Source organism: Enterobacter sp. DC1 (genome assembly GCF_000568075.1).
GTDB lineage: Bacteria > Pseudomonadota > Gammaproteobacteria > Enterobacterales > Enterobacteriaceae > Enterobacter > Enterobacter asburiae.
In genome coordinates, this window is the sequence record NZ_AZUA01000015.1 from 1 (window position 1) to 1229 (window position 1229).

The 1229-nt window shown below is 50.0% G+C and carries 1 protein-coding gene; it reads left to right on the top strand.

Features of this window, described 5'->3' with window-relative positions:
- Nucleotides 1–63 precede the first annotated feature (63 nt).
- A protein-coding gene (locus tag P346_RS0122090; RefSeq protein ID WP_152537887.1) for an IS3 family transposase occupies nt 64–1211 on the top strand; the annotation gives its coding sequence in 2 pieces (ribosomal slippage) (nt 64–301 and nt 301–1211; 1149 coding nt in all).
- Nucleotides 1212–1229: the final 18 nt, after the last annotated feature.

Here is a 1229-nt window from a genome sequence, read left to right on the forward strand (position 1 = left end):
TGAATCGCCACAGGTTTAACAGACACCTCAGAGTCATTTAAGATGACTTAAAGAGAGGTGCATATGAGCAGTAAGCGTTATCCTGAAGAGTTTAGAATTGAAGCCGTCAAGCAGGTTGTTGATCGTGGGCATTCTGTTTCCAGTGTCGCAACACGTCTCGATATCACTACCCACAGCCTTTATGCCTGGATAAAGAAATACGGGCCGGACTCTTCCACCAACAAAGAGCAGTCAGATGCTCAGGCCGAGATCCGCCGACTCCAGAAGGAGCTGAAGCGGGTTACTGACGAACGGGACATATTAAAAAAAGCCGCGGCGTACTTCGCAAAGCTGTCCGACTGAGGTACGCTTTTATCCGTGACAACTCCTGTTGTTGGCCTGTTCGTCTGCTCTGTCGGGTGCTGAATGTTCATCCGAGTGGGTTTTACACCTGGCTTCAGCAGCCGCATTCACCGCGGCATCAGGCGGATCTCAGACTGACAGGACAAATCAAACAGTTCTGGCTGGAGTCCGGTTGCGTTTATGGCTATCGCAAGATCCATCTCGACTTGCGAGATAGCGGGCAACAATGTGGGATTAACCGGGTCTGGCGGCTGATGAAGCGTGCCGGAATAAAAGCTCAGGTCGGGTATCGAAGCCCACGAGCGCGTAAAGATGAAGCCAGTATCGTGACACCCAACAGGCTCCAGCGACAGTTCAACCCGGAAGCACCGGATGAACGTTGGGTAACGGACATAACTTACATTCGAACCCACGAAGGCTGGCTGTATCTGGCCGTAGTTGTTGACCTGTTCTCGCGCAAAGTTATCGGCTGGTCAATGCAACCCCGGATGACAAAAGATATTGTTCTGAATGCGCTTTTGATGGCCGTGTGGCGACGAAATCCCCAAAAACAGGTGCTGGTTCATTCTGATCAAGGTAGTCAGTACACAAGCCATGAGTGGCAGTCGTTCCTGAAATCACACGGTCTGGAGGGCAGTATGAGCCGTCGTGGTAACTGTCACGACAACGCAGTTGCAGAAAGCTTTTTCCAGCTACTGAAGCGTGAACGGATAAAGAAAAAGATCTACGCAACACGGGAAGAAGCACGCAGCGATATTTTTGATTACATCGAAATGTTTTATAACAGTAAGCGTCGGCATGGTTCGAGTGCTCAGATGCCTCCGACGGAATATGAAAATCAATATTATCAACGGCTCGGAAGTGTCTAGATTATCCGTGGCGATTCA